General features: G+C 38.0%; 18 protein-coding genes and 1 tRNA gene. 12 read left to right on the top strand and 7 right to left on the bottom strand.

What is annotated here, in order from left to right; all coding sequences use genetic code 11:
- Positions 1-219: 219 nt before the first annotated feature.
- The gene (locus PSF86_RS05665; protein WP_277899086.1) at positions 220-1,788 is read left to right on the top strand and encodes a M28 family metallopeptidase; all 1,569 of its coding nucleotides are present in this window, start codon (positions 220-222) and stop codon (positions 1,786-1,788) included.
- 214 nt (positions 1,789-2,002) lie between these two features.
- Here the strand turns inward: PSF86_RS05665 and PSF86_RS05660 are convergent.
- From PSF86_RS05660 to PSF86_RS05645, 4 genes are all read right to left on the bottom strand, one after another.
- Positions 2,003-2,078 (bottom strand) — tRNA-His (locus tag PSF86_RS05660).
- A gap of 63 nt (positions 2,079-2,141) precedes the next feature.
- Positions 2,142-2,858 carry a bacillithiol biosynthesis deacetylase BshB1 gene (gene bshB1 / locus PSF86_RS05655; RefSeq protein WP_277899085.1) on the bottom strand — a complete coding sequence of 239 codons (717 nt, stop codon included), beginning with the start codon at positions 2,856-2,858 and terminating at the stop codon, positions 2,142-2,144.
- A gap of 44 nt (positions 2,859-2,902) precedes the next feature.
- Positions 2,903-4,066 (bottom strand): trans-sulfuration enzyme family protein, encoded by a 1,164-nt coding sequence (locus tag PSF86_RS05650; RefSeq protein WP_277899084.1) that lies wholly within the window; start codon positions 4,064-4,066, stop codon positions 2,903-2,905.
- Between the two features lie 117 nt (positions 4,067-4,183).
- Complete coding sequence (locus tag PSF86_RS05645; RefSeq protein ID WP_277899602.1) at positions 4,184-7,387, bottom strand: cytochrome c biogenesis protein; 3,204 nt, start codon at positions 7,385-7,387, stop codon at positions 4,184-4,186.
- Positions 7,388-7,691: 304 nt separating this feature from the next.
- Between PSF86_RS05645 and PSF86_RS05640 the strand changes: the two genes are divergently transcribed.
- The 11 genes from PSF86_RS05640 (at position 7,692) to PSF86_RS17845 (ending at position 19,690) form a co-directional block, all read left to right on the top strand.
- Positions 7,692-8,459, top strand: coding sequence for a Rossmann-like and DUF2520 domain-containing protein (locus tag PSF86_RS05640; protein WP_277899083.1), 768 nt, complete (start codon positions 7,692-7,694; stop codon positions 8,457-8,459).
- The gene (locus PSF86_RS05635) at positions 8,440-8,970 is read left to right on the top strand and encodes a KdsC family phosphatase (RefSeq protein WP_277899082.1); all 531 of its coding nucleotides are present in this window, start codon (positions 8,440-8,442) and stop codon (positions 8,968-8,970) included. The genes PSF86_RS05640 and PSF86_RS05635 overlap by 20 nt, the downstream gene beginning before the upstream one ends.
- Before the next feature lie 240 nt (positions 8,971-9,210).
- Positions 9,211-9,801: a Maf family nucleotide pyrophosphatase gene (locus tag PSF86_RS05630; protein ID WP_277899081.1), complete on the top strand. Its 591-nt coding sequence runs from the start codon at positions 9,211-9,213 to the stop codon at positions 9,799-9,801.
- A 63-nt stretch (positions 9,802-9,864) separates the two neighbouring features.
- Positions 9,865-10,788, top strand: coding sequence for a septum formation inhibitor Maf (locus PSF86_RS05625; protein ID WP_277899080.1), 924 nt, complete (start codon positions 9,865-9,867; stop codon positions 10,786-10,788).
- A gap of 102 nt (positions 10,789-10,890) precedes the next feature.
- Positions 10,891-11,334, top strand: coding sequence for a mechanosensitive ion channel domain-containing protein (locus PSF86_RS05620; protein ID WP_338424017.1), 444 nt, complete (start codon positions 10,891-10,893; stop codon positions 11,332-11,334).
- 180 nt (positions 11,335-11,514) lie between these two features.
- Positions 11,515-13,884, top strand: a complete 2,370-nt coding sequence (locus tag PSF86_RS05615; RefSeq protein WP_277899078.1) for a prolyl oligopeptidase family serine peptidase — start codon at positions 11,515-11,517, stop codon at positions 13,882-13,884.
- A gap of 65 nt (positions 13,885-13,949) precedes the next feature.
- Positions 13,950-16,478 (top strand): PIG-L family deacetylase, encoded by a 2,529-nt coding sequence (locus PSF86_RS05610; protein ID WP_277899077.1) that lies wholly within the window; start codon positions 13,950-13,952, stop codon positions 16,476-16,478.
- A gap of 115 nt (positions 16,479-16,593) precedes the next feature.
- On the top strand, positions 16,594-18,321 hold the full coding sequence (locus tag PSF86_RS05605; RefSeq protein ID WP_277899076.1) for a sodium:solute symporter family protein: 1,728 nt from the start codon (positions 16,594-16,596) through the stop codon (positions 18,319-18,321).
- Positions 18,305-19,294: a Gfo/Idh/MocA family protein gene (locus PSF86_RS05600; RefSeq protein WP_277899075.1), complete on the top strand. Its 990-nt coding sequence runs from the start codon at positions 18,305-18,307 to the stop codon at positions 19,292-19,294. The genes PSF86_RS05605 and PSF86_RS05600 overlap by 17 nt, the downstream gene beginning before the upstream one ends.
- Positions 19,295-19,320: 26 nt before the next feature.
- Entirely contained in the window at positions 19,321-19,584 is a 264-nt protein-coding gene (locus tag PSF86_RS05595) for a hypothetical protein (protein ID WP_277899074.1), read from the top strand.
- Positions 19,585-19,603: 19 nt separating this feature from the next.
- Positions 19,604-19,690: a hypothetical protein gene (locus PSF86_RS17845; protein ID WP_407933316.1), complete on the top strand. Its 87-nt coding sequence runs from the start codon at positions 19,604-19,606 to the stop codon at positions 19,688-19,690.
- A gap of 319 nt (positions 19,691-20,009) precedes the next feature.
- Here PSF86_RS17845 and PSF86_RS05590 read toward each other — a convergent pair whose 3' ends face one another.
- The 3 genes from PSF86_RS05590 to PSF86_RS05580 form a co-directional block, all read right to left on the bottom strand.
- Positions 20,010-20,396 carry a putative toxin-antitoxin system toxin component, PIN family gene (locus PSF86_RS05590; protein WP_277899073.1) on the bottom strand — a complete coding sequence of 129 codons (387 nt, stop codon included), beginning with the start codon at positions 20,394-20,396 and terminating at the stop codon, positions 20,010-20,012.
- The gene (locus PSF86_RS05585; protein WP_277899072.1) at positions 20,386-20,598 is read right to left on the bottom strand and encodes a hypothetical protein; all 213 of its coding nucleotides are present in this window, start codon (positions 20,596-20,598) and stop codon (positions 20,386-20,388) included. Before PSF86_RS05585 ends, PSF86_RS05590 begins: the two co-directional genes overlap by 11 nt.
- 118 nt (positions 20,599-20,716) lie before the next feature.
- Positions 20,717-21,673, bottom strand: a complete 957-nt coding sequence (locus PSF86_RS05580; protein ID WP_277899071.1) for a PhoH family protein — start codon at positions 21,671-21,673, stop codon at positions 20,717-20,719.
- Between the last annotated feature and the right edge of the window lie 21 nt (positions 21,674-21,694).

The raw sequence follows: 21,694 nt of genomic DNA, 5'->3' as shown, positions 1-21,694 counted from the left end.
AAAAATCTTTTCCCCATAGAAATAAGGAAATGAAACTTTATTTACTTAGAAAAAAATGTGCAACATAAGCACAAACCATCTATCTTTCAGTTATAAACAAGAAATAATAAAAAGAGATTTTTTTTAAATTTTAACAAGTAATTATGCCCTTTCTTTAAATTTATATCGGATAGTCACCTTATATTTGAAAAATTCAACGCTAAACAATAATTTAAAAACATGAAAAAAATTTTATTCGCAGGGTTATTCTTTGCGGTTGCCTGTAATAGTGCACAACAAAACGTTAGCGCTACTGCAGAAAGCACTACAAAAGAATTAGACCGTGTTGGTTATGCCAATACCATTACCGAAGGTGAGCTCAAAGAACATCTTTACACATATGCCTCTGATGAATTTGAAGGAAGGGAAACCGGGGAGCCCGGACAAAAAAAGGCAGTAGAATACCTTAAAAAGCAATACGAAGACCTTGGAATCCCGGCCGCAAAGGGTGGCGATGATTACTTTCAAACTGTACCGCTAGTAATAAACGGCATTCCTACCGGAGATATTAAAATAGGAGAAAACGATTACACCCTGGGTGATGGCATTATAACATTTTCTGCTGTGCCGAATAAAACTTTCGGTATTGTTTATGCGGGCTATGGAATCGATACTGGTAATTATTCGGATTATGAAAACATAGACGTAAGCGGAAAATATGTGCTTGTTAAAATAGGCGAACCCAAAAATGATGATGGAAAATACACGGTTAGCGGAACTACAGAACCAAGTGTTTGGTCCAACTGGAGGGAAACATTGGCAAAACGGGTAGCTATAGCCATGGACAAAGGTGCCGAAGGGATAATTTATTACGATAATGCATTTTTTGACAGGGTTTCACGGAGGTACCAACATTATTCTGAAGCCGGGACAGGCGGACAAATGGTTCTGAAAAGCGATAAAAAAGAATTGTCGACCCTGTTTGTCAATAAAGAAATGGCTTCAAAATTATATCCCGAAATCGATACCGACGAAACCGCCAAACCCATAGACCAAAAAATTACGCTCAACCTTACCAGCACTTCAAAAGATGTTAACTCTGAAAATGTAGTTGCCTATATTAAAGGAAAGAGCAAACCAAACGAATATGTGGTCGTGTCTGCCCATTTGGATCATGTTGGAATGGATGCAGACGGAAATGTTTTTAATGGTGCCGATGATGACGGAAGCGGTACCGTTGCCGTTTTGGAAATTGCAGAAGCGTTTAAAAAAGCCGTAGACGATGGAAACGGGCCCAAAAGGTCTATTGTTTTTCTTCATGTAACCGGTGAAGAAAAAGGCCTTTTCGGATCGGAATATTATACCGATCATCCCATTTTTCCATTAGAAAATACCGTTGCCGACCTAAATATCGATATGATTGGCCGTATCGACCCTAAAAGGGATGGCAATAGAAACTATGTATATTTAATAGGCTCTGATAAATTGAGTACCGAACTCCATGAGCTTTCTGAAGAAGTAAATAATAAGTACGCACATATTGAGTTGGATTATACTTATAACGACGATAATGACCCGAACCGTTTTTATTACAGAAGCGATCATTACAATTTTGCAAAGCACAATGTTCCAATTATATTCTATTTTAATGGGACACATGCCGATTACCATAAAATGACGGATACCCCGGATAAAATTAATTACGATTTATTGACCAACAGGACCAAATTGGTTTTTCAAACCGCTTGGGAAGTTGCCAATAGGCCGAAAAGAATTGTTGTTGATAAGGCAGAACCCATAGAAAAATAACAAAAAAACTATTTATAGAAGAAGTGCTTTTTCAATAAAATGGAAAAGCACTTTTTTATTTCAAAAGAGGCAGTCATATCGACCGCAGGGAGATATCTCATCCCCCAAAATCCATCAGACAAAAAAGACCAGAGTTTTGGGATTAGCTTGAATAAAAATACATCCCAGAAAAGATACAAAAAAAAGCCCCTTTTTCAAGGAGCTTTGTATTTTTGGGTGGAAGACCGGTTTCGAACCGGCGACCTCTAGAACCACAATCTAGCGCTCTAACCAGCTGAGCTACAACCACCGTTTAATTGCGGATGCAAATGTAATCGATTTTGTTTCTTTTGCAAAGAAAAAAATAATCTTTTTTAAATCAAATTATCTAACTCGTTCACCCCCAATAATCTTTCAACCGTAAATCCCTCAGCATGGTCTACATTTATTAACCTACCAAGGTCTCTGGCCCTATAATCCAGACTGTCAAAAAAGTTTTTGCTGGTTATGGGCGTTTCGGGTTCCTTGCTGTTTGGATCAAAAAATTGTGAGGAATATGCCTGTATGGCCGTTATTTTTTTATCGATAAAACCACTAACGTTTACAACAAAATCGGGTTCGATATTCTTCCATTGAATGTAATGATATACATACTTTGGACGCCATTTTTCCTGCTTTTCTCCATCAATGGAAGTTTCAATCTTTAACAAACCGCTTAAAAAGCAGGCATCGCTTACCAATTTGCTTGCCCTTCCATGGTCTATATGCCTATCGTCTATGGAATTGCAGAGTACAATTTCGGGCTTGTATTTTCTTATCATTTTAATTACTTCCAGTTGATGCTGCTTGTCGTTTAGAAAGAAACCATCGGCAAAGCCCAAGTTTTCACGCGTTTTTACACCTAATATCTTGGCAGCTTTTGCCGCTTCCATGGCTCTTATTTCGGCAGATCCACGCGTACCTAATTCTCCTTGTGTCAAATCTATTATCCCAACTGTTTTTCCAAGTGTAATCTCTTTGGCAAGGGTAGCTCCACAGCCCAGTTCAACATCATCTGGATGTGCTCCAAATGCAAGTATATCTAGTTTCATGTATTCTATCAGTTATTTTATTTCGTCCTTCAAAAATACATCAATTATATTTGTTTTGCCCTTACTTTTGAGATTGCCTGTTCAAAGTCGGCTATCAGATCCCTTTTGTCTTCTATCCCAACCGACAACCTAAGCAACCTATCGCTTATTCCCTGCGTTTTTCTTTCTTCTTCTGAAAGCAGGGCATGCGAAGTCCTGACCGAAACAGATATCGTGCTTTCTACCCCGGCAAGGCTCATGGAAGGTTTTATCAAGGACAGAGAAGTTAAAAAATGGTCCATATCGATGCCCGGTTGTAATTCCAGCGAAAGCATCCCGCCATACCCTTTCATTTGGGTACTGGCCAATTCATGACCGGGATGCGATTTTAGGCCCGGGTAATACACTTTTGATACAGCCTCGTTTTTACTAAAATATTTAGCTAGTTTTCTTGCATTTCTGTTTTGCGCCTTTACCCTTAATCCCAACGTTTTGATACTCCGTTCCAATAACCAAACAGTATAATCGCTTAAATTACCCCCGAGGTTTATGCCCAAGGAGGCTATTTTTTCTATATGTTCCTTTTTAGCGCAAACCGCACCGGCCAAAATATCGCTGTGACCACCCAAATATTTGGTGGCACTGTGCGCTACAATGTCTATTCCGTAAGCTATTGGGTTTTGGTTTACCGGAGAGGCAAAGGTGTTGTCTATTACAGAAATTATATTGTTTGCCCTTGCGAGCGCTGCCACCATTTTTATATCGGTGATATGCAAAAGCGGATTGGAAGGCGTTTCTATAAAAATAAGTTTGGTATTTTCTTTTATGGCCGCTTCAAAATCTTTCTTTTCAAGCCCTTTTGTAAAAGAATATTCAATTCCGAACCTTTTAAATTCATTCACTACAAAATTATGGGTTCCTCCATATAATGCTTTTTGCAAAACCACGTGATCTCCATGTTGTAAAAATGCCAATACGGAAGTACAAATGGCCGCCATCCCGCTACTAAAAATCAATGCCGCTTCGGCATGTTCCAAGGCGGCCAACTTTCTTGTCAATGCTTGTTGGTTGGGCGTATTAAAGTAGCGTGGATATCTTTTTTCGTCCACGCCTTCAAAATTGTATGAAGTAGCCGGATAAATAGGCGAAACAGCACCTTTAAATTGCCTGTCCGCTACTTCGCCAACATGCGTACAAATGGTGTTTAATTTTAAATTTTCTGGGTTCATAATGTAAATGGTTGTATGGTTCAAAATTCAATATAAAAAGACAAAAGCTTCAACTTACTAAGTTAAAGCTTTTGTTATATTTTTTATATGTAATGTTAATCTTATCAGTAAAGAATGTTATGCTTTTTTATAATGCTTTTTATACCTCCAGTAACTTATGCTCCCCAAAACAAGGACAAAAACAACCGAATAATAAATAAAATTAGGGGTTATTACTTTATCTCCGCTTGCATAAGAATGCAACCCAGACAAGTAAAAATTTACCCCGAAATAAGTCATCATAATGCTGGCATAGGCAACAATGCTTGCAAAATTAAAACTCCACCTGCCGCGAAGCCCGGGTACCAAACGCATATGAATAACAAAAGCGTAGACCATAACGCTAATGAGCGCCCAAGTTTCTTTTGGATCCCAGCCCCAATAGCGCCCCCAACTTTCATTTGCCCATTGTCCGCCCAAAAAGGTTCCAATAGCCAGCATAACAATTCCAACGGTTAAAGCAAGTTCGTTTATAATGGTTAGTTCTTGAATTACCAAATCCATTTTTACTTTATTCTTTTTGGAGGTAAAAACCATAAGGAACAAGGTAACAATACCAAGGATCATCCCTAAGGTAAACGGCCCGTAACTTCCCACAATAACCGCTACATGGATCATGAGCCAATAACTGTCCAAAACAGGTTGTAAATTGGCAATTGCCGGGTCTAGCCAGTTTAAATGTGCCCCAAAAAGTATAATAGCCGTTACAAAAGCGGTAGACGCAACCGTAAGCCCGCTTTTTCTGGCAAACAACAAGCCCAGCCCCATGGTGCTCCATGCTACATAAAGTACACTTTCGTAAGCATCGCTCCAAGGAGCATGGCCGCTTATGTACCACCGGGTAATAAGCCCCAATGTATGCAACCCAAAAAGTATAAAAATACCAATGCTGCATACTTTTATTAACGAGCGCAGTACTTTGTTGTTCTGGAAAAGCTGTACAATTATTAAAGTAAACATCAAGAAACCAAACAGCATGTACCATTTAAGCAGTTCTTGAAATATATTTATTTTATTATACCAAATCTCGGCTTTAACCTTTGTGTCTGAAGGCATTACCTCTTCACCATAATTTTTTTGATTTTGTTTGAAAGCTTCCAGTATTTTATCGGCTTGGGTATAATCTCCGGTAGCTTTGGCCTGTTGTAAAGCCATTACATAAAAAGAAAGCGACCTGTTAACGAAATTTGCATATAAGGAATCTTTTATTTCAAACTTCTCCTTTTGAAGCTCTGCCGAAGCTATCCACTTATGGTTTTCGTCATCCGGCAACGGATAAATGCGAAGGATATCGCCGCCCAAAGCTTGGTTTAACAACCCAAGTTTTAAGTCGAAGTTCCTAAAGTCTTTTTGAAACTGATTTGGGACATTGGTAGCATATGCTTGTTCCAGATATGGTGAAAGTTTGTAATTTGTTCCTTCAAAAAAATCGACAGCCTTTACATATTTTTGTCCTTTGGGAACATTTATAACCGTTCGTATACTATCATTTTTCCAGGTAACGTGTATAAAATCTACATTATACCACAACGGAGGGTTTTGCAACATGGAAAGCAACACTTGGTTGGCATCCATGCCCTTAAACGTTTCAGAAGTATGGAGCTTTCTCATTAATTCGGAAGCAAAGGTATTAATTGGTTTCATACGTCCTTTGCTATCCTGCATTACCAACGACCCAAATTTGGCCGCATGCGCTTTATCTACCACCGTTGTGGCCAAAATAGAATCTATTTGATGCTGTGTTGGAGCCGCCACGTGCTCATGTTCCTCCTCGGTTACCTGTTGGTCTTCGGGATGCTCCATAGTACCGTGCATTGGTATGTTTTGGGACATTCCGCCAAAAACTGTAAACAAAATTGCTACCGCAGTTAAAGATGCCTTTTTTGCTTTTACTTTTTCCAGCATATCTCCTAAACTTCTAAAACGGGTTTTACCAAAGAACATAATGCCCATAAGTCCTGCATACAGCAAAAAGTAGCCCAAATAGGTAATTCTTGTTCCCCATTGGTCGTGGTTTACAGATAAAATGGTTCCTCTTTCGTCGGGATCAAACCCTGACTGGAAGAAACGGTAGCCTTTATGGTCCAGAATATGGTTCATATAAATATCGTAATCAAAAGAACGTTCATCTTCCACGGTAACTTTGCTCATAAACGAAGAATATCCTTTTTCGGTTCCGGGATATTTTTCAGCAATAAAATCATTCAACTTAATACTAAAGGGCAATTCCTTTTTAATGGATCCAAAAGACAAATGAAAATCGAGTCCGCCCACTTTTACAGTCTTGGGATCGTTTAAATGTCCCGTTCCGCCCAACAGTTTTACTTGTTTGGTCTCTCCGTTGGAAGTAATATCCAGGATAAGTGCATCTTGTTGTTCTTTAGTTTTTGTTTTGGTTTCTACAACGCCATATTTCCCTTTCACCACGGGGTCTGGAAACACAAACTGCATTCCAGCCACATTGTATAGGGACCGGTACATTAGCTGTTGAAGGCTGTCTTGGACGACCGTTCCCCGAAATTGATCGGCCATGCGCATAAACGTTCCCTCAAAAGGAGATTGGATGGAGCTTACAGAATCGTTTATGGTGATATTGACAGCTCCTTCTGTTGGTTTGTTAAAAGCAAACAATATATTGTGAATGCTGGATACTTCGCCTTTCTTTAAATAATGATCATGCCTGCTCCCGCCCCCGGCTTCAACTATTTTTAGGTAATCGTCACCGTTTTCGTCTTCAATTAACCCTTCTTCTGCTCCTTCAATAAAACCGGCATAAGCTATGGTAAAAGGCTGTCCGTTAAAATCGGATTTCCATGGCAAGGAAGATTTTAAAGCTTTTTTGGTAACCATAATCTCATCTTGTAGGGCTTTACGCCTGGGTTCGCCGTTAATCTCCCCATCTACAAATGCCGAAACATATTTTTTTTGGGTCAGAATATAATCAACCGAAGTGTCTTCGCGAATGGGCATTGCCCCTTCATAACCAATATAGCGGGTAACAAAAGCCCCAAGGATAATAAATATGAAAGATATATGCAGCAATAAAACGGGCCACTGCTCTTTTCTAAAAAGACGGTAACGCTTTATATTCCCGAGGAAGTTTACCATAAAAAAGAGCATGATAAGCTCGAACCACCAGGTATTGTATATCCAAATTTTTGAGGTTTCGGTATTGTACCAGTTTTCTATAAAGGTACCAAAGGCCATAGCGGTTGCAAAAAGAACAAAAAGAATGGCCATTAAACGGGTAGAAAATATAATTTTCTTTAGGGAATCTAACATCAGTATCGTTGAATTTACCAATTGAATTTCAGTTGGCAAAAATAAGGCGTTTTTATCATTTAAAACGTTAAATTGGGATATTAATTCTTAAGGGATCACGATGACTGGCGACAAGTTTTTAGTTTTTGGTTTCTGGTTTTTGGTTTTTGGTTTCAAGGAGCAAGAACCTTGAACCGTATATCAGCTTGAATTGCACATTGTAAACAAGAAAGCAATTCGGTTGTATGGCAGTTCAACAATAAGCGGCAATAACTTTTAACTGTATAACCCTATATAAATCATCTTCATTCCGTAATTTAGCGTCATGTTAAAAGTTGTTTTATTAGGAGGGGGAAATATTGCATACCATTTGTTTACGGCCTTTGGTAAGTTATCGTCTGTAAACTTGATACAATGTTACAACAGGAACATCCATTCTATTGAGGAGTTTGGAAAGTTTACCCAAATTACCGATGATATCAATAGTCTTGAAAAAGCCGATATTTATATCATCGCCGTTACAGATGATGCCATTGGCCAGGTTTCGGACATGCTCCCGTTTTCGGACAACTTTGTGGTACATACCTCGGGCAATGTTTCCATGTATTCAATGAACGCTAAAAACCGGCGTGGCGTTTTATATCCTTTACAAACATTTTCAAAAGAAAAGCTGGTGGATTTTGGCACTTTGCCTATTTGTATTGAAGCTGAAGATGAAAAAGATTTTAATTTTTTAAAGGCGTTTTCATCAGAATTATCCACACATGTTTACGAGATAAATTCAGAACAGCGCAAAGTAATCCACTTAGCAGCCGTATTTGTAAATAATTTTGTAAACCACCTCTATTATATTGGCCATGAACTCTGCGAAAAAAACAATGTCCCTTTTAATATTTTACACCCGCTTATTGAGGAAACCACTCATAAAATCATGGATCTCGCTCCAAAAGAAGCACAAACCGGACCCGCAAAAAGAAACGACCAAAGTACTATTAATGCACATCTAGAACAATTGCCAAACAAAAATTACAAAGAAATATACAAACTGTTAACAGCATCTATACAAAACACTTATGGAAGAAAAAAACTATAAAGAATACCTACAGGACATTACTACTTTTATTTTTGACGTTGATGGTGTTTTAACCGACGGAACCATTGCAATTACCACCGATGGACAAATGCTCAGGAACATGAACATAAAAGATGGCTATGCCATGAAAACGGCCCTAAACAAAGGATATAACATATGTATTATTTCGGGCGGTAACAACGAAGGCGTACGCACGCGTTTACGGGGCCTTGGCATTACAGACATTCATTTGGGCATAAGCGATAAGGTTGCCGCACTGGATGAATATTTTGATATCTATAATATTAAGCCCGAAAATGCCCTGTATATGGGCGACGACATCCCCGATTACCATGTCATGAAAATGGTGGGAATGCCTTGCTGTCCCAATGATGCAGTGGCCGAAATAAAGGAAATCTCTAAATATGTTTCGCACAAACAAGGTGGGAAAGGTTGTGTAAGGGATGTAATCGAGCAGGTTTTAAAAGTACAAGGAAAATGGAAAGATAATTTTGATGCGAAATATGATTAAGGATAAATGGTGTTGATAGTTGATAGTTGATAGTTGATAGTTGATAGTTGATAGTTGATAGTGAATTATACTAATTATTAGTTGAACTCTAAACTCTGAACTTGAAAAACCCCTTTCCCCTTTAACTCATTAACTCATTGACTTATGAATAATATGCGACTTCTCCTTCGTCGGAGTGACTAGAAAAAACAAGCAACTTCAGCAGCAAAAGGCGAATGGAAAACAAACAACAAAGAAAAAATGCTTATAAACAAAAAACTTAAAGACTACCACATAATCCTTGCTTCGGGATCGCCCAGGAGGCAAAAATTCTTTAAAGATTTAGGATTGGATTTTGAAATCCGACTTAAAAAAGTAGACGAAGTTTACCCGGAACGTTTGTATAAATTTGAAATCCCGGACTATCTGGCGCAATTAAAAGCCCTACCCCATAAAGAAGGGTTAAAAGAAAACGATATATTAATAACTTCCGATACCATTGTCTGGCATAACAACCAAGCGCTGGGAAAACCCAAAAGCAAGGACGAGGCCACAGCCATGCTTACTTCGCAATCGGGCACCATGCACGAAGTTATAACCTCGGTATGTTTTACCACTACCAAGCTTGAAAAAACCGTTAACCATACTACAAAAGTCTATTTTAAACAGCTTACCGACGAAGAAATAGAATATTACGTAACCCATTACCAGCCATACGATAAGGCAGGCGCATACGGAATTCAGGAATGGATCGGGCAAATAGGTATTGAAAAAATAGAAGGTTCTTACTTTAACGTGGTTGGCCTCCCCGTTTTTGAAGTATACAAAACACTTAACAGCTTAATTGATTAATTTTTTTTAAATTCAGCTTATAGAACATTATTTTATTTAATTAACGTAAATATTTTGTATATTATGGAAATTACTCTAAATATGAAATTTACAAAATATATATTCGTTAGCTTTGTTACCCTTATAGTTATAAGTTTTATTTATTGGAAATTTACTAATTACGAAAAAGGCAGGATCCACTATACAACTTCTGAAGAATTTAACGATTATTGGTACTCCGGTGAAGCCGAAATTACTTCTTATCAACTTTTGCAGGCAAGGTACGGGGAACTGCGCCAGGGAAAAGCAACCTTAATTTATGTTACCGAACCTTTTTTAAAGGAAAAACAAGTAAAGCCAAACAACCCCAATAAGCGGGGCATTACCGTTTTAAAACTAAATACCAGTAAAAATTTTGTAACCGGTATTTACCCATACCACATTATGAACAGTACTTTTTACCCCCTGTCGTATCAGGGGCATGCCATTAAAATAGCCACCAGCGTTACAGAATGGTGCGGGCAGGCATATACACAGCTTAACAACCGTAATCTTTTTGAAATTACGTCACATTCTTATTTTGAAAACGAAGCCGATGCCACTTATACCCTGCCAAAAAATATTCTGGAAGACGAAATCTGGGCGCAAATTCGCGTTGCCCCCGATAAATTGCCCATTGGAGAGCAACAGATTATTCCCTCATTGGCTTACCTTAGGCTCAAACATATAGAAACAAAAGCATTTACGGCCATGTGCAAGGTTGAAAAAAATAAAAAAAGTACCACATATTCAATACATTATCCCGATCTGGAAAGAACACTTGCCATTACATTCCAATCGGCTTTTCCATATGCAATAGAGGAATGGGAAGAATCTTACAAAAGTGGTTTTGGAAAAGAGGCGAAAATCATTACTTCATCAGCAAAAAAAATTAAGACAATTAGAACGGCTTATTGGGAGAAAAATGCAACATCTGATGTATCTTTGCGGGACACATTAGGACTGTAATTTTTTATGACAACATATTTATCAATATTTAGAGAAGAGATTTTACGTTCTCTTATCGCCATTTTTTTATTGCTCCTTATTAGATTTATTCTTTTTAAAACCGTGAAAAAAGTCGGCAAGCTTGGAGACATCGACAGGAATCGGACGCTACTTATCCTTAAATTTTTTAATATTTTCCTGTTTTTCATCTTTGTTGTGGTTATAAGTTTGTTATGGGGTGTCGATTTTAAAGACTTGGGCTTGTTCTTCTCCTCTGCTTTTGCAGTAATCGGGGTTGCCTTTTTTGCCTCGTGGTCTATTTTAAGCAATATTACAGCCGGAATTATTCTATTCTTTTCCTTCCCCTTTAAAATTGGGGACCGCATACGTATTCAGGATAAAGATTTTCCTACGGAAGCCATTATAGAAGATATCAAGACTTTTCATATACATTTGCGTACCGAAGATGGCGAATTAATTACATACCCCAACAGTTTAATGCTACAAAAAGGGGTGGCCGTTATCGAGAAACACCTTAAAGAAGACGACGGAGTGCATTCGGTATAGCCGCAATCCTACAAAAATATGGTTCGGCAGGTCATTAACCGCTAACGCATAAACGGTCACATATCTTATTTCTTGCATGCCTTTTTTACAAGCTTGCAGGTACGAACTTGTTTGCTTTAAAACCTATATTTTTTCAATGTTTATTTATATTTGAAGTCTATTCGCAATAAACCAACTTATATGCAGCTTAAAACATGTACCCAACTGTTTGTTCTTTTATGTATTAGTTCCAGTTTTGCACAAAAAAACAATCAATCAGCATTAACCATTAAACAGATTATGCAAGGCGATGACTTTGTTGGCCACCTTCCTTCAAATGTACACTGGTCCGTAGATGGAAAAACAATATATTTCGATTGGAACCCCGAAAAAACATATAGTGATTCTCTTTACATGTACGGCCTTGCTTCAGAAAAAATAGAACAAGTAGGTTTTGAAACCGAATACTACCTTCCATCAACAAATGGAAACATCAACCATGAAAAAGACAAAAAGATATATGCCAAACACGGTGATATTTTTTTAATGGATATCCCTTCAAAAAAAATCACGCAAATTACTAATACCGAAGCTATTGAAAGTAGTGCACATTTTACGGGAAACGAGCATAAAATTGCATATGTAAAAAACAAAAACCTTTACACTTGGGATATAAACACCGGGGAAACAAAACAAATAACTATTTTTAAAGACAAGGAAGAGCAAGAAAAAGAAAGAGATACCAAAGACGAATGGCTCTATCAAGACCAACTGGCACTGTTTGACGTATTACGGGAACGCAAAGCAAAAAAAGACCTTCGGGAACGATTAAACAAACGGGAAGATGCCAAAAGTCCATTACCTATATATTTGGAAGGAAAGTCCGTTTACAATCAACATATAAGTCCGAATGAAGATTACGTAACCTATTTAACCGTTAAGGAAAAAGACAACAAAGGCACGATTGTGCCCCATTATGTAACCGAGTCCGGCTATACGGAAGACCAGCATGCACGTGATAAAGTAGGCAACATCCCCGACGAATATGTATTATATGTATATGATATAGAAAACAGAAAGACATACCCCGTTCAACTGGAAAATCTGGAAGGACTTGACTACCTTCCCGAATACACTAAAGATTATCCCGGCAAAGAATATAAAAACAATAGTAGAATTGGCTATATAAGCGGGCCTATTTGGAACGAAGACGGCACCAAAGCTGTGTTGGACATTAATTCCAACGACTACAAAGACCGATGGATTGTTTTACTGAACATTAAAGAAGGTACCGTTACCAATCTTGACCATCAGCACAATAAAGCCTGGATTGCCGGGCCGGGCATAGGGGGCTATCGCGGGGGCGAACTTGGTTGGATGCCCAATGGCAAGAGCATTTGGTTTCAATCGGAAAAAACAGGCTATTCGCACCTGTATACCCTTAATACCGAAAACAAAAAGTTAGACGCACTTACTTCTGGTAAATTTGAAATTTACAACCCTAGTATTTCCAATGATAAAAAATCCTGGTATTTTACGGCCAATAAAACACATCCCGGAGACAGGCAATTTTATAGCATGCCCATCAATGGTGGGGAAATGGAGCAACTTACCAATATGACCGGAAATAACGATGTTGTACTCTCCCCCGATGAAAAGCAAATGGCAATAAGCTATTCGTATTCCAACAAACCTACCGAGCTTTATTTACAACCAAACCCTAAGTATAAAAGAAATGCAAAAACTATAAGAATAACTCATTCTACTACAGAAGATTTTAATAAATATGCATGGAAAGAACCAGCATACATAACCTTTAAGGCAAAAGATGGTGCCAATGTGCATGCCCGTTTGTACCAACCCAAAGAAAATGTAAAGAACAAAGCAGCCATTATATTTGTACACGGAGCCGGATATTTACAAAATGCCCACAAATGGTGGAGTCTATACTTCCGTGAGTATATGTTTCATAACCTACTGGTTGATAACGGGTATACGGTACTGGATATTGACTACCGTGGCAGCGCAGGATACGGTAGCAAGTGGCGCACGGGCATATACAGGCATATGGGAGGAAAAGATTTGAGCGACCAGGTGGATGGCGCCCGGTACATGATAAACAATCTCGGTATAAACAAAGACAAAATAGGGATTTACGGAGGCTCTTATGGCGGGTTTATAACCCTTATGGCCATGTTTAACGAGGCAGATAATTTTAAGGCCGGAGCTGCCATACGTTCGGTGGGAGATTGGGCAGCATACAACCACGGTTATACTGCACGTATTTTAAATACCCCAGCAACCGATAGCCTTGCCTATAGAAGAAGCTCCCCTATTTATTATGCCGATGGCCTAAAAGGCGATTTGTTAATTCTTCATGGAATAGTAGACGACAATGTTCATTTTCAAGATATGGTACGCCTATCGCAACGTTTAATAGAACTTGGAAAAAATAATTGGGAAATGGCCGTTTACCCTGTTGAAAAACATGGTTTTGTAGAGCCCACCAGTTGGACAGATGAATATACACGTATATTCAACCTTTTTAACGAAAGTTTATTAAAAAAGTAAAAAATAGCAGGCCGCAAACTACCAACATTTATTTTTATATTTGAAAAACTCCTAAAACTGAACGCATGCAAAGAATATTATCCTTTCTTATCGGATTGGCAATTACATTTTCCATAAATGCACAAAAACCTAAAACCTATACATCTTCAAACATATATGAAGCCGTACAGAAACTCAATTTTTTAGGAACTGCTTTATACATTGCTGCGCACCCAGACGATGAGAACACAAGGCTAATTTCATACCTTTCCAACGAAGTAAAGGCCAGAACGGCCTATTTATCGCTTACACGTGGCGATGGAGGTCAAAATTTAATTGGCCCGGAACTGCGCGAACTTTTAGGTGTTTTAAGAACAGAAGAACTCTTGGCAGCAAGAAATATAGATGGAGGGCAGCAGTTTTTTTCAAGGGCAAACGATTTTGGTTTTTCCAAACACCCCGAAGAAACACTGGAAATATGGAACAAAAAAGAAGTACTGGCCGATGTTGTTTGGGTAATTAGAAATTTTAAACCCGATGTAATAATCAACCGATTCGACCACAGGACACCGGGCACTACACATGGGCACCATACCTCCTCGGCAATGTTGAGCTTTGAGGCCTTTGATATGGCCGGAAACCCCAATGAGTACCCCGAACAGTTAAAATACACAGCAACGTGGCAACCCGAAAGGCTTTTCTTTAACACCTCATGGTGGTTTTACGGGAGTCCTGAAAATTTTGAAAAGGCCAACAAAACTAAATTACTCCATGTAGATATTGGTACCTATTACCCTACCTTGGGCATGAGCAATAACGAGATTGCCTCTATTGCCAGGAGCCAACATTTAAGCCAAGGGTTTGGTGGTATTTCTTCCCGCGGAAGTGAACAAGAATATTTAGAATATTTAAAAGGAAGTTTCCCAAATGATGAAAATAATATTTTTAGCGGTATCAATACAACCTGGGGCCGTGTAAAAGGTGGCGAGGCCATTGCCGAAATTCTGCTGGATGTACAAAACCATTTTAATTTTAAAAATCCTTCCGAGCATGTTCCCCAATTGGTAAAGGCCTATCAACTTATAAATAATTTAGAAGATGAATACTGGCGGAAGGTAAAATTAGAGGAAATTAAAAAAATTATTAAAGCCTGTAGCGGACTTTTCTTGGAAGCCACAGTCAATCAAGCTTCAGCCGTTCCCGGGGAAACCATCGATGTACGGGCTTCAACAATAAACAGGTCGGATATAGAGATGAAGCTGAAAAGCATTAAAACAACCCCAACCAATGAAACAAACAATTACAACAAAACATTGGCCAACAATCAAGAAACAAGCTCGGGCATAGCTGTAACGATTCCTCAAAACGGTCCATATACCGCTCCATACTGGCTAAAGGAAGAAGGTACTTTGGGAATGTACAAAGCGCCACAGGAATTAAGGGGAAAACCGGAAACCCCACGATTGGTAAAAGCCTATTTTAACATTGATATAGGCGGCGTTGAAATTCCTTTTGAAGAAGACATTGTTTACAAATATTCTAAACCGGATAAAGGAGAAATTTATCAACCGTTCCAAATTCTTCCTCCGGTTACGGCTTCAGTGGCCAATAAAGTTGCAATTTTTTCAAACAACGAGAGCAAGCAAATTTCGGTTACCATAACGGCCGGAAAAGACAATATCTCCGGGCCACTTCACTTAAAACACAATGGCGGTTGGAACGTTTCTCCGGAAAGCATCAACTTTAACATAGCCAATAAAGGAGACACCAAGACAATTCATTTTAAAATTACACCGCCCGACAATGAAGATGAAGAAACCATGACACCTGTTATTAAAGTCAATGGTAAAGATTATAACAAAGCGCTCGTTACCATAGCATACGACCATATTCCAACACAATCGGTATTGCTTCCCGATAGTTTTAAAGTAGTGAGGTTGAATATTAAAAAAGTAGGAGAAAACATAGCTTATATAGCTGGTGCCGGGGATGCGGTTCCCGAAAGTTTACGGCAGATAGGCTACAATGTTACCGTTATTCAACCCGAAAACATAAACAGTGCCTATTTAAAAAATTTCGATGCTGTCGTGGTAGGCATCCGTGCATATAACATTCACGAATCGCTAAAATTTAAGCAACCCATTCTTTTAGACTATGTAAAAAACGGGGGCAACCTTGTTGTTCAATACAATACCGCCGGAAGAGGTGGCTTGAACATAGATAATTTGGCACCTTATTTGTTGGAACTATCTCGAGACCGTGTTACGGACGAAAATGCCGAAGTAACCTTTAACGCACCTTCAAATGCATTGTTGAATACTCCCAACAAAATTACCCAAAACGATTTTAACGGCTGGGTGCAGGAAAGAGGACTTTATTTTCCCGATAAATGGGGAAAGGAATTTACGTCTGTTCTTTCCATGCACGACAAAGGGGAAAGCAAAAAAGACGGAAGCCTTTTAATAGCACCATATGGAAAAGGTTATTATATTTACACGGGTTTGAGTTTTTTTAGGGAACTCCCAGCCGGTGTCCCGGGAGCATATAAAATCTTTGCCAATATGCTCTCGGTAGGTAAAACAGCTAAAAATGATGCCAATTATATAAAAGGGTGATAACATGTTGAACAAGTTTGTTTGGAAAAGGGAATACACTATTGTATTGATACTAAATGCAATATACATTTTTGTATTTTACCTTATTATGATTTCTAATAAGTAAATAGCATTTATGGAAGTAATCGATTGGATCGTTCTCGCTAGCACTTTGCTATTTATTGTTGGTTATGGTTACTGGAGAACCAAGGGCAGTAAAGATGTAAGCGATTATATTCTTGCCGGGAAAGAAGCCAAATGGTATACGGTAGGTTTATCGGTTATGGCCACACAAGCCAGTGCCATTACTTTTCTCTCCACGCCAGGGCAAGCATTCCACGACGGTATGGGCTTTGTTCAGTTTTATTTCGGTTTACCGTTGGCTATGGTTATTATCTGCATTGTTTTTGTTCCTATTTACCATAAATTAAAAGTTTACACAGCTTATGAATTCCTTGAGAACAGGTTTGATATTAAAACGCGTTCTTTGGCCGCTATCTTATTTCTTATCCAACGGGGCCTTGCGGCGGGAATTACCATCTATGCCCCTTCCATTATCCTGTCGGCAGTATTGGGGATCGAGGTAAAAACCTTAAATATCATTATTGGGATTTTGGTAATTATCTACACTGTTTCTGGGGGGACCAAAGCAGTTAGCGTAACACAAAAACAACAAATGTTTGTTATTATGACGGGGATGTTCATTGCCTTTTATTTGGTAATGAGCTATTTGCCAAACGACATTACCTTCAGCAAAGCATTAAAAATTGCCGGCGCCAACGATAAACTAAACATTCTCGATTTTTCTTTAAACCCTAAAAGCAGGTATACTTTTTGGAGCGGAATTACGGGCGGGCTTTTTTTGGCATTGGCTTATTTTGGAACAGACCAAAGTCAGGTGCAACGCTATTTATCGGGTAAATCGGTTCGGGAAAGCCAACTGGGGCTTATTTTTAATGGGCTGTTAAAAGTTCCCATGCAATTTTTTATCCTCTTGGTAGGCGTAATGGTTTTTGTTTTTTATCAATACAACCATTCGCCTTTAAATTTTAACCCTGTTGCAGTTGAAGCTGTGGAGCAATCGGTGTATGCCGATGAATACCACGAACTGGAAAGAGAGCACAAAGCATTGGAAAAAGACAAAAAAATGGCCCAGGAACACTTTTCTGCCGTTTTGGACGTAAAAGACTATCATTTAATAGTTTCAGCAAAAAAACAGATACAGGAAATCAATAAAAAAGAAAGGGAAAGCCGTGAAGAAGCCAGGGCCCTTATTCAAAAGGTAGACAAAGATCTGGAAACAAACGACAAAGACTATGTTTTTATCCATTTTATATTGAACAATATTCCAACAGGATTGATGGGACTCCTCTTTGCCGTTATTTTCTCGGCGGCCATGTCGTCTACTGCTTCCGAACTGAATGCCTTGGGAACCATTACCACTATTGACCTTTTTAGAAGAAGACAGAAAAAAGAAAGAACAGAGAAATATTATTTAAGCGCATCGCGCTGGTTTACATTGGCTTGGGGTATTATTGCTATTTTGTTTGCCAATTTTGCATCGCTTTTGGACAATTTAATCCAACTTGTAAATATTATCGGTTCTATTTTCTACGGAAATGTGCTGGGCATATTCTTTATTGCATTTTTTATAAAATTTATTCGGGGAAATGCCGTTTTTATCTCTGCAATTATTACGCAAATAGCCGTTATACTTATATATTATTTTGCCATTCACCGTTATGCCCCCGGACAGGAAAAACTTGGGTATTTATGGCTAAACTTTATAGGTTGCGCCATGGTGATAGCAATTGCCATTATTTTTGAAGCTATAAACAGAACAACCAATGTTATTAAAAAATAAAAAGATAAAATGGGGAATCTTGGCCCCCGGACACATTGCCAAAAAATTTGCTCATGACCTAAAAGCCGTAAAAGATGCCACATTGTATGCCGTTGCTTCCCGGGACCTAAACCGGGCCGAAGAATTTAAAGAGGAATTTGGTGCCAAAAAAGCATATGGAAACTATATGGATCTTATAACCGATCCAAAAGTGGACGCCATTTATATTGCCACCCCACATACCTTCCATAAAACCTACACCATTGATTGCCTAAAAAACAAAAAGGCCGTTCTTTGCGAAAAACCTTTAGCATTAAATAGTGCCGATGTGGCGTTAATGATACAAACAGCCAAAAATGAAGAAGTCCTGCTCATGGAAGCTTTATGGACCTATTTTTTACCACATTACCAATATGTACTCAATTTTTTAAAGGAAGGGCATTACGGAGCTGTAAAATCACTAGAAGCCGATTTCGGGTTTTATCCGGAATTTAATGCATCGTCAAGGTTGTTCAATAAGCAATTGGGCGGAGGGAGCCTGTTGGATATTGGCATATACCCTATTTTTGCAGCACTTTCAATTCTAGGTGTTCCAGATACCATCAATGCTAGTTGTACCTATTTTGAAACCGGTGCCGATTCTTCCTGCGATATGGTCTTTGGTTATAAAAACAGAGCAGAAGCCAAGCTTTCTTCAACCCTTTTAAAGAAAACCAATACCGAAGCGGTTATTTTATGCGAAAAAGGGACCGTCCATATCCAAACACAGTTTCACAAGCCTACATCGGTTGTTTTTACAGATGCTAACGGAAATAGAAAGACCAAAAATTTTGAGGTCGCCACACACGGTTATAATTACGAAGCAGCACATTTTAACGATTTGCTGCACAAAGGAAAAACAGAAAGCCCTATAATGACTTTTAAATTTAGCCAACAACTTATGGAAACCATGGACAAGGTAAAAGAAGTAATTGGATTGAGTTATTATGAGTAAATCGGGGTTCGGTTTAATTTATTAGGATGGAAATAATTGGTGCATCAATTAATGACAATGAAATACTTACCGAATTGGTCATTAAATCTAAATTGCATTGGGGATATTCAAAAAAAGAAATGGATTCGTGTGAAAACGAGCTCACCATCACTGCTGAATATCTCAAGAGAAATAATGCTTATAAACTTATAGACAACCGCAAATTAATTGTTTTTTTTGCTTATATAATAAGAAATAACAAGAAAGTCGAACTCGATTTTTTCTTCATTTTCCCCAGAATATATTGGTAAAGGATATGGTTCTATACTCATGAAATATTTTTTAAATAAAATAGCACAATTAAACTACGAGAAAGCCTTTTTAATTGCCGACCCCAATGCCACGAATTTTATTTAAAATCTGGTTTTAAAATCATTGATTACAAGGAAAGCTCCATAAAAAACAGGTTACTCCCTGTCATGGAAAAAATAATAAAATAAATATGATATCAACCTCAAAAGGGATTGAAAGATTTTTCATCAATAGTTCTTCTAAAATAGGCTAGATTAGACTCCACTCGACCTGACGGGGTAATTTGCAACGGTTTTGTGTATGAGCAGTTGGGGATTTCTTAACTTAACTTTTCAGTTTTGCACTGACCTTTGTTTTCATATTCGTACTTTCGTTTTATCATTTTCCCCAAATTGCTTGTATACGCTGTTGTGCCATGTACTTATTATTCAGTTCGTTCAATAAATTCAGAGAAAGTCAGGATTTTTGTATTCTCAATTTTTTTTATAATCAATAAGTCTTTTTTTGAATCAACCGATAAGTTTAGTAAAAAATTATCTTTCTCATCTCGACAGATTTCAATATCAGACTTGACCTTTACCAATTCTCCATATAGGTCAAAATATTCGAGAATTTTTTCAATATCTTTTTTAGAGAAGTATTTTTTAAATTTCGATCGGCTAATAATATCAATAAATTCTTCGAGCAATTCGTTGGAAAAAATCAATACGATTTTTCTGCTTTTAATCAGTTTATCAATTTGACTGAATTTTTTGGAAATCAGAAAGTTAATCCAAAGATTTGTATCAAGGATTACTTTCTCATTTTTCATATCGTGATTTTCTCACTTGCTCAACTTCTTTTGTTATTTCATCTAACGAAATTTCGTCATTAGATTTCGCTCTTATTTTTTTTAATAAAGTCGAGAAGTCCGATTTATACTTTTCTTTACTGATTTTAATCAAATTTAAATCTGCTAATTTTTTTAGAAGCTTCGCTTTTGGATTTATTATGTCAATTCGGATAGTTTCCATATTTTTTAATTTTCTATAAATCTACTGAATTATATTCAAATCACGAATTTTTGTCAGTATGTGGTACAACTACTAAACATCAACTATAAATACATTGAAACTTACGTTAATTTATCTCTTAGGAGTTATTGTGTTCTATACTTTTATAAGAAGCGATAATCTCTTTTACCAGTCGGTGACGGATTACATCCTTATCGTCCAAATATAAAATGCCAATACCTTTAATATCCTTTAGCACCAAAATGGCTTCTTTTAATCCAGAGGTAATCCTACGCGGCAGATCGATTTGCCCGGGGTCTCCGGTAATCATAAATTTGGCATTTTTTCCCATACGGGTTAAAAACATCTTCATTTGGGCATGTGTGGTATTCTGTGCCTCGTCCAAAATAACAAAAGCATTGTCGAGCGTTCGGCCGCGCATAAAAGCCATTGGCGCAATTTGTATAATGCCCGTTTCTATATAATTCTGTAGTTTTTCGGGCGGTATCATATCGCGCAGGGCATCGTATAAAGGTTGCATGTATGGGTCGAGCTTTTCTTTTAAATCCCCGGGCAAAAAACCAAGGTTCTCCCCTGCTTCAACTGCTGGGCGGGTTAAAATAATGCGCCTTACCTGTTTTTCCTTTAAGGCTTTTACCGCCAGAGCAACCCCGGTATATGTTTTTCCGGTACCCGCCGGGCCAATGGCAAAAACCATATCGTTTTTTTTCATAAGTTCTACCAAACGCTGCTGATTGGCCGTCTGCGCCTTGATTAAACGTCCATTTGCGCCATGTACCAGTACTTCTCCGTTTATTTTGGCGTCTATTTCGTCCTGTCCGCCATCACTTGTAAGAATACGCTCTATTGTATTTTCATCCAGCTTATTGTATTTCCCGAAGTGCGTAACAAGCATATCCAGCCGTTTATCAAACTCTTCGAGCAGTTCTTCCTCGCCATATGCCTTTATCTTATTGCCCCGGGCTACAATTTTAAGCTTTGGATAATACTTCTTTAAAAGCTCTATGTTGATGTTCTGGGTTCCAAAAAATTCCTTCGGATTGATTTCGGTGAGTTCTATTATAAGTTCGTTCAAAAGCTAATTTTTAAGTGAGTG

Origin of the sequence: Galbibacter pacificus (genome assembly GCF_029603165.1) — a bacterium.
Lineage (GTDB): Bacteria > Bacteroidota > Bacteroidia > Flavobacteriales > Flavobacteriaceae > Galbibacter > Galbibacter pacificus.
The sequence above is the reverse complement of the archived record's forward strand: the minus strand, read 5'-3'. Positions and strand labels throughout refer to the sequence as shown.

Coding starts and splice junctions, on each gene's coding strand:
- PSF86_RS05665 (WP_277899086.1), top strand. CDS start 220: ATGAAAAAAATTTTATTCGCAGGGTTATTCTTTGCGGTTGCCTGTAAT.
- bshB1 (WP_277899085.1), bottom strand. CDS start 2,858: ATGAAACTAGATATACTTGCATTTGGAGCACATCCAGATGATGTTGAA.
- PSF86_RS05650 (WP_277899084.1), bottom strand. CDS start 4,066: ATGAACCCAGAAAATTTAAAATTAAACACCATTTGTACGCATGTTGGC.
- PSF86_RS05645 (WP_277899602.1), bottom strand. CDS start 7,387: ATGTTAGATTCCCTAAAGAAAATTATATTTTCTACCCGTTTAATGGCC.
- PSF86_RS05640 (WP_277899083.1), top strand. CDS start 7,692: ATGTTAAAAGTTGTTTTATTAGGAGGGGGAAATATTGCATACCATTTG.
- PSF86_RS05635 (WP_277899082.1), top strand. CDS start 8,440: ATGGAAGAAAAAAACTATAAAGAATACCTACAGGACATTACTACTTTT.
- PSF86_RS05630 (WP_277899081.1), top strand. CDS start 9,211: ATGCTTATAAACAAAAAACTTAAAGACTACCACATAATCCTTGCTTCG.
- PSF86_RS05625 (WP_277899080.1), top strand. CDS start 9,865: ATGGAAATTACTCTAAATATGAAATTTACAAAATATATATTCGTTAGC.
- PSF86_RS05615 (WP_277899078.1), top strand. CDS start 11,515: ATGCAGCTTAAAACATGTACCCAACTGTTTGTTCTTTTATGTATTAGT.
- PSF86_RS05610 (WP_277899077.1), top strand. CDS start 13,950: ATGCAAAGAATATTATCCTTTCTTATCGGATTGGCAATTACATTTTCC.
- PSF86_RS05605 (WP_277899076.1), top strand. CDS start 16,594: ATGGAAGTAATCGATTGGATCGTTCTCGCTAGCACTTTGCTATTTATT.
- PSF86_RS05600 (WP_277899075.1), top strand. CDS start 18,305: ATGTTATTAAAAAATAAAAAGATAAAATGGGGAATCTTGGCCCCCGGA.
- PSF86_RS05595 (WP_277899074.1), top strand. CDS start 19,321: ATGGAAATAATTGGTGCATCAATTAATGACAATGAAATACTTACCGAA.
- PSF86_RS17845 (WP_407933316.1), top strand. CDS start 19,604: ATGAAATATTTTTTAAATAAAATAGCACAATTAAACTACGAGAAAGCC.
- PSF86_RS05590 (WP_277899073.1), bottom strand. CDS start 20,396: ATGAAAAATGAGAAAGTAATCCTTGATACAAATCTTTGGATTAACTTT.
- PSF86_RS05585 (WP_277899072.1), bottom strand. CDS start 20,598: ATGGAAACTATCCGAATTGACATAATAAATCCAAAAGCGAAGCTTCTA.